General features: G+C 68.0%; 7 protein-coding genes. 4 read left to right on the forward strand and 3 right to left on the reverse strand.

From position 1 onward, the window contains the following. A partial coding sequence (locus QH470_RS11020) for a MerR family DNA-binding transcriptional regulator (protein WP_280272210.1) occupies positions 1-198 on the reverse strand: 198 nt, incomplete at its 3' end. Beyond that, positions 192-869, reverse strand: a complete 678-nt coding sequence (locus QH470_RS11025) for a HEAT repeat domain-containing protein (RefSeq protein WP_280272211.1) — start codon at positions 867-869, stop codon at positions 192-194. The genes QH470_RS11020 and QH470_RS11025, both read right to left, overlap by 7 nt. Positions 870-966: 97 nt before the next feature. Between QH470_RS11025 and QH470_RS11030 the strand changes: the two genes are divergently transcribed. Both QH470_RS11030 and QH470_RS11035 read left to right on the forward strand, forming a co-directional pair. Continuing rightward, complete coding sequence (locus QH470_RS11030; protein ID WP_280272212.1) at positions 967-1269, forward strand: hypothetical protein; 303 nt, start codon at positions 967-969, stop codon at positions 1267-1269. A gap of 164 nt (positions 1270-1433) precedes the next feature. Beyond that, complete coding sequence (locus QH470_RS11035) at positions 1434-3182, forward strand: ABC transporter ATP-binding protein (RefSeq protein WP_280272213.1); 1749 nt, start codon at positions 1434-1436, stop codon at positions 3180-3182. Between the two features lie 5 nt (positions 3183-3187). Here QH470_RS11035 and QH470_RS11040 read toward each other — a convergent pair whose 3' ends face one another. Continuing rightward, a complete protein-coding gene (locus QH470_RS11040) occupies positions 3188-3802 on the reverse strand; it encodes a TetR/AcrR family transcriptional regulator (protein ID WP_280272214.1) in 615 nt (204 codons plus the stop codon). 62 nt (positions 3803-3864) lie between these two features. Between QH470_RS11040 and QH470_RS11045 the strand changes: the two genes are divergently transcribed. Then, positions 3865-4764 carry an oxidoreductase gene (locus QH470_RS11045; RefSeq protein ID WP_280272215.1) on the forward strand — a complete coding sequence of 300 codons (900 nt, stop codon included), beginning with the start codon at positions 3865-3867 and terminating at the stop codon, positions 4762-4764. Between the two features lie 134 nt (positions 4765-4898). Further along, positions 4899-5630: preprotein translocase subunit SecY (locus QH470_RS11050; RefSeq protein ID WP_280272216.1), on the forward strand; the 732-nt coding region annotated here is incomplete at its 3' end.

The raw sequence follows: 5630 nt of genomic DNA on the forward strand, positions 1-5630 counted from the left end.
GGCGGGGGGTTGGGGGTCCCCCCACACCCCCCCCCCCCCCACCCCCCCCAGGGGCAACACCCGCGGGTGGTCGGGGGGGGCGAACCCGCTACCCCCCCCCCCGGGGCGGCGGGCCGCCCCCACCAGTCCGAGCGAGTCGTAGTGGCGCAGCATCCGGGCGCTCACGCCCGAACGCCGCGCCACCTCGCCGATCAGCACGGGGACGACTCCGCCCGCTCCGGGCCGAGCGCGACCACCCGCCGCGCCTCATCCACGGCGAGATCGAACCCGGCATCCGGGTCGTGCAGGAGCCGCTCCGTCGCGCCCGCATGCGCACGCACATCCGGATCGGCGCCGGCCGCGGCCGTCCGCAGGACCGGCTCGATCACCTCGCCGAGCGCCACGAGGGCACGGCTCAGACTCAGCCGTACCTCCCGGTCACCGCGCCCCAGTTGAGTAGCCAGTTCGATTGCCAGCCTTTCCTTTTCGTCGTCCGGCACGAGCACGACCGCGGCCCGCCACGCACTGCGCGCGACCTCGTCGTCGGCGTCGCGCAGCAACGACCGCGTGATCGCCGGCCACACCGCGGCGTCCCCGATCTTGGACAGCGTATGCAACGCCTGGCTGCGAGCCTGCGCCCGCTCGGACCGGAGTTCGGCGCGCAGTCTCGGAATCGTGCTGTCCGTCGGCAGGCGAGTCAACGCCCACGTCAGCATGTCGCGCACGAAGAAGTCCGGCTCGATCGCGCACCGCGCCACGAGCGCCTCCGCGAACCCGGCGTCGCCCCGCGTGCCGATGGCCAGCGCCGACGCCAGCCGTGTCGACGAATTCGCGGCCGCCAGTCCGGCCGTCAGCCGGGCGTCCTGTGTATTTCCGTGTGTCGTTTCCATGGGAACCACCTCCGGAACCCAGTGAAGGCCTTGTCACAGTGACAAGGTCAAGCCCGCACTGCCACCCGGTGGTCATGGATCGTGTGATGCTGTTCAGGTGAACTCGGAGGTGGCGGCGGTCCTGAGCATCCTCACGCAGGTGCGCGCGGTGGTGACGTCGGGACCGCAGGACCTGACCTGGCAGTCCCGCTACGCCGACGAGCCCGAAATACTCGACGACTTGGCCGACCACGCCGCACGCCTCCAGCACGAGGACTACAGCCGACTGCCCGACCTATCGATACTGTTCGCCGCCACCGGCCCACTGTGCGAGATCGCGGTCAGCAGCGGATGGCTGCACACCTACCGAAACCTCGCCGACCAACTCGATCCCCTACTCGCCCGACTTCGCCGGTCCTGATCCGAAAACCTCGAGAAGCCGAACTCACGCGAGAAGGTCGGGGCGCCCCACACCCTGAGGAGGCACATCTTCTCCCACCCGTGGGCGTAGATATTCGTCGTGGCCGACTCCGCCGGTCGGCTACCTTGTCGGTTGTGGTGGGAGACATAGCTGTTGGGGGGAAAATGATGATCGACGATGGGGATTCTTGGCTGCGTCGGGCTCGGGCGTTGCTCGAATTGGTTGCGCCGCATCGGAATTCGCTGCTGACAGCGACGGCGCTGCTGCTGGTGGGGACCGGGTTGTCGTTGGCGCAACCGCTGTTGGCCGGGCGGGTTGTCCGGGATGCGGTGGCGGGTGAGGCTATCGGGTGGTCTCTGGCCGTGTTGGTCGGGGCCTATCTGCTGCATGCCGTGACCGATACCGGTGGGCTGTACATTCTCGAAAGGTCCAGCGAGTCGGTCCTTTTGACGGTCCGTGACCGATTGGTCGGCCATCTGCTGCGGCTGCGGATTCCGACGCTCGAATCACTCAGGGTCGGGGATCTGATCTCGCGGGTGACTTTGGACGCCACGGTGGTCCGGAATGCCGTGGGGACCAGTCTCGTGCAAATACTCACCGGCGCGATCACGCTCGTGGGAACCGTCGCGGTGATGATCTACCTCGATTGGGTGTTGTTCTCGATCGTGATCGTCACCGTCGGCGTGGCAGCGAGTGCGCTGCTGCTGGTGATGACGAGAATCGAGGCGGCCTCGACGCACTTGCAGGAGAGTGTCGGTGCGCTCTCGGCGGATATCGAACGCGCGCTCACCGGCCTGCGCACCGTGAAGGTCAACAATGCCGAGAAGCGCGAGCACGAGCGCTTGACCGAGTTGGCCGGCGCGGCATTCTCCGCCGGGGTGCGGGCCGCCCGGCTGAAGGCATTGGGAAATCCGGCGATACAGCTCGCGGTGACGGGTTCGTTCGTGGTGTCACTGCTCGTCGGCGGTATCCGGGTGGCGCATCAGCAGATGGAGTTGAGCAGTCTCGTATCGATGATGCTGCTCGCGATGAACCTGCTGATTCCGGTCGGCGATCTGTTCAACGGCTCCGTCGAATTGCAAAGGGCACTGGGCGCGCTCAGCCGGATAGCGTCGACCCTCGAATTACCCGCCGAGGAACAGGACGACCTCGGACCGGCGCGCACGACGGCCGAAAACCCTTCGGGGCAAGCTCCTTTCGCCCTCGAATTCCGGAACGTGCGTTTCTCCTACGACGAGCGCAGCGTTCTCGACGGCGTGACCTTCTCGGTACCGGCACACGGCCACGTAGCCCTGGTCGGCCATTCTGGCGCCGGAAAATCCACGGTGTTCTCCTTGGTGAGCAGATTCTACGAACCGGATGGCGGTGACATTCTGCTGAACGGCCGTTCGCACCGCGATCGGCCGCGCCGGGAATGGCGCTCGGACATCAGCCTGCTGGAACAGAACGCGCCACTGCTGTTCGGAAGTCTCCGAGACAATCTCACCTACCGGGAACCCGGCCTCGCCGACGACGATCTGGAGCGCGCGATAAAGCTCGCCGGTCTCGACGACCTCGTGGCCCGGCTGCCGCGCGGCCTCGACACCTCGGTCGGCGAGCACGGCGTACTCCTCTCGGGCGGCGAACGACAGCGCGTGGCCTTGGCACGCGCACTGATCCGGCGTCCGACGCTGCTGCTGCTGGACGAACCCACGGCCATGCTCGACGCCGAAACCGAGCGAGCCCTGCACGTCACCATCCAGGCCGTCCGGCAGGAGTGCGCCCTCCTGGTCATCGCCCACCGCCTGTCGACCATCCGCGAAGCCGACACCGTCGTACTCCTCGAGGGCGGACGGATCACCGACACCGGCCCCCACACCGCCCTCCTCACCCGAAATACGCGCTACCGGCAACTCATCGGCGCGAAGGGCTGACCTCGCTACGAGCCCTGCTCCGGCGGCCGGTTCCCGCGCAGGAACTGCTCGACCATCGCGTCCACGAGTCCGTCGAGTAGCCGCGGTTCGACGAAGTTGCCGTTGATGATCGAGGCGATGCCCTGGACGGTCGCAAACAGGACTATCCCGATCCGCTCTGGGTCGCCCGCGCGGAGTTCGCCGAGCGCCTGCCCGTCGGTGATCAGCTCGTTCATCAGCCCGAACGGCGCTTCGGCGGCCTCGACGATGCGCGTGGCGCCAGGGCGATGCTTGCTGGTGTACATCAGTTCGAGCAGCGCGGCGTTCTCGGTGGCGAAGCGGATGTAGGCCGCGACGGTGGCCCGCACGCGCGCGGGGAAGTCAGTCCCCGCCTCCGACAACGCGGTGCGCAGTGCCGCGTCCAGCCGGGCGAACCCACGTTCGGCGAGCGCGTCGAGCAGTGCCTGGCGGTCCGGGAAGTGCCGGCGCGGGGCGGCGTGGCTGACGCCGATCTGCCGAGCCAGTTCACGCAGCGTCAGCTGGTCGTCGCCGCGTTCGCGCAGGTCACGCTCGGCCGCGTCGAGCAGGGCCGCGCGGAGGTTTCCGTGATGATAGGGCCGGTCTTCGGTCGGGGCGGGCACGTCGGCCACCCTAGCAAATGTTTTCGTGGACAACATTGTTGCCATCGACTACTTTGTAGCGCATGACAACATTCTCCGCCTCCGACATCCCCGCCATGACGGGTCGCACCGTCGTCGTCACCGGCGCCAACAGCGGCATCGGCCGGGCCGCCGCCCGCGTTCTCGCTGCCAGGGGTGCGCATGTCGTACTCGCGGTGCGCGACACCGAGAAGGGCCGCGCGGCGGCCGCCGAGATGACCGGGCAACTCGAGGTCCGGCGGCTCGATCTCGCCGACCTGTCCTCGGTCCGCGCGTTCGCCGAGGACTTCACCGAACCCGTCGACGTGCTGATCAACAACGCGGGCGTCATGATCCCACCGCTGTCGCGCACTGCCGAGGGCTTCGAATTGCAGTTCGGGACAAACCATCTCGGCCATTTCGCGCTCACGAACCTGCTCCTGCCGCGGATCCGGGGACGGGTCGTCACGGTCTCGTCCAGCGGCCACAAGGTGGGCTCGATCGACTTCGGTGACCTGAACTGGGAACGCAAGCCGTACCGGGCGATGGCGGCGTACGCACAGTCCAAACTCGCCAACCTGCTGTTCACCGCCGAACTCCAGCGCCGGCTGGCCCGCACCGGTTCGCCCGTGCTCGCGACCGCGGCGCACCCCGGCATGGCGGCCACCAATCTGCTGCGATCCGATGGCCGCCACCGCGTGCGCCATCTGATCCAGCGGGCGGCCACCCGTCTGCTCGCGCAGAGCGACGACGACGGCGCCCTGCCGACGCTGTACGCCGCCGTCGCGGATGTTCCGGGCGGCAGCTACGCGGGCCCCGGCGGTTTCCTGGAGGGGCGCGGGGCGCCGGAACTGGTCGGCCGCTCGGCCAAGGCGCAGGACACCGAGGTCGCGCGGCGCCTGTGGAGGACCTCCGAGGAATTGACCGGAGTCACCTTCCCGCACCTCTCCCCGCAGCCCCGCTGACACGGGGCGGAACTGCCTGAGCGCGTGCGTCTCCCGCTGTCGGGGGAGGGAGAAGTCGATCTCGCGGGCGACGTCGGAAGGCACGTCGCTCCGTAGCGTCAGGACCTCGTGACCATCGTGCATGAGGAGGATCTGTGCTTTCCGCCTTGGTATCGGCTTTCCGGACTCCGGACCTGCGGCGGAAGATCCTCTTCACGCTGGGCCTGATCGCGCTGTACCGCCTCGGGGCCGCACTGCCGTCACCGGGCGTGGACTACCGGGCGATCCGGCACTGCGTCGATCAGCTGTCCGGCGGGGAGAACGCCGGAATCTACCAGCTGATCAACCTGTTCTCCGGCGGCGCGATGCTGCAACTGTCGGTGTTCGCGGTCGGCATCGTGCCCTACATCACGGCGAGCATCATCACGCAACTGCTCACCGTCGTCATTCCGCGTTTCGAGGAGCTGCGCAAGCAGGGCCAGACCGGGCAGGCCGCGATCGCCCAGTACACGCGGTATCTCTCGGTGGCGCTGGCGATCCTGCACGCCACAGGCTTGGTCGCGCTCGCTGGACGCGGGCGTCTCCTGCCGAACTGCTCGGAGCGAATCCTCGCCGACGACAGCATCTTCGGGATGATCATCATCGTGCTGGTGATGACCGCGGGCGCCGCGCTGGTGATGTGGTTCGGCGAGCAGATCACCGAACGCGGTGTGGGCAACGGCATGTCGCTGCTGATCTTCGCCGGTATCGCGGCCCGCATCCCCGGCGAGGGCAAGGCCATTCTGGACAGCAAGGGCGGCTTGATCTTCGGCCTGGTCTGCTTCGGCGCGTTCCTGGTGATCGTGGCGGTGATCTTCGTCGAGCAGGGCCAGCGCCGGATTCCGGTG

Source organism: Nocardia wallacei, assembly GCF_029868745.1.
Taxonomy (GTDB): domain Bacteria; phylum Actinomycetota; class Actinomycetes; order Mycobacteriales; family Mycobacteriaceae; genus Nocardia; species Nocardia wallacei_B.

Bases quoted from the DNA above. Each gene is read 5' to 3' on its own strand.
- QH470_RS11035 (WP_280272213.1), top strand. From the start codon at position 1,434: ATGATGATCGACGATGGGGATTCTTGGCTGCGTCGGGCTCGGGCGTTG.
- QH470_RS11045 (WP_280272215.1), top strand. From the start codon at position 3,865: ATGACAACATTCTCCGCCTCCGACATCCCCGCCATGACGGGTCGCACC.
- QH470_RS11025 (WP_280272211.1), bottom strand. From the start codon at position 869: ATGGAAACGACACACGGAAATACACAGGACGCCCGGCTGACGGCCGGA.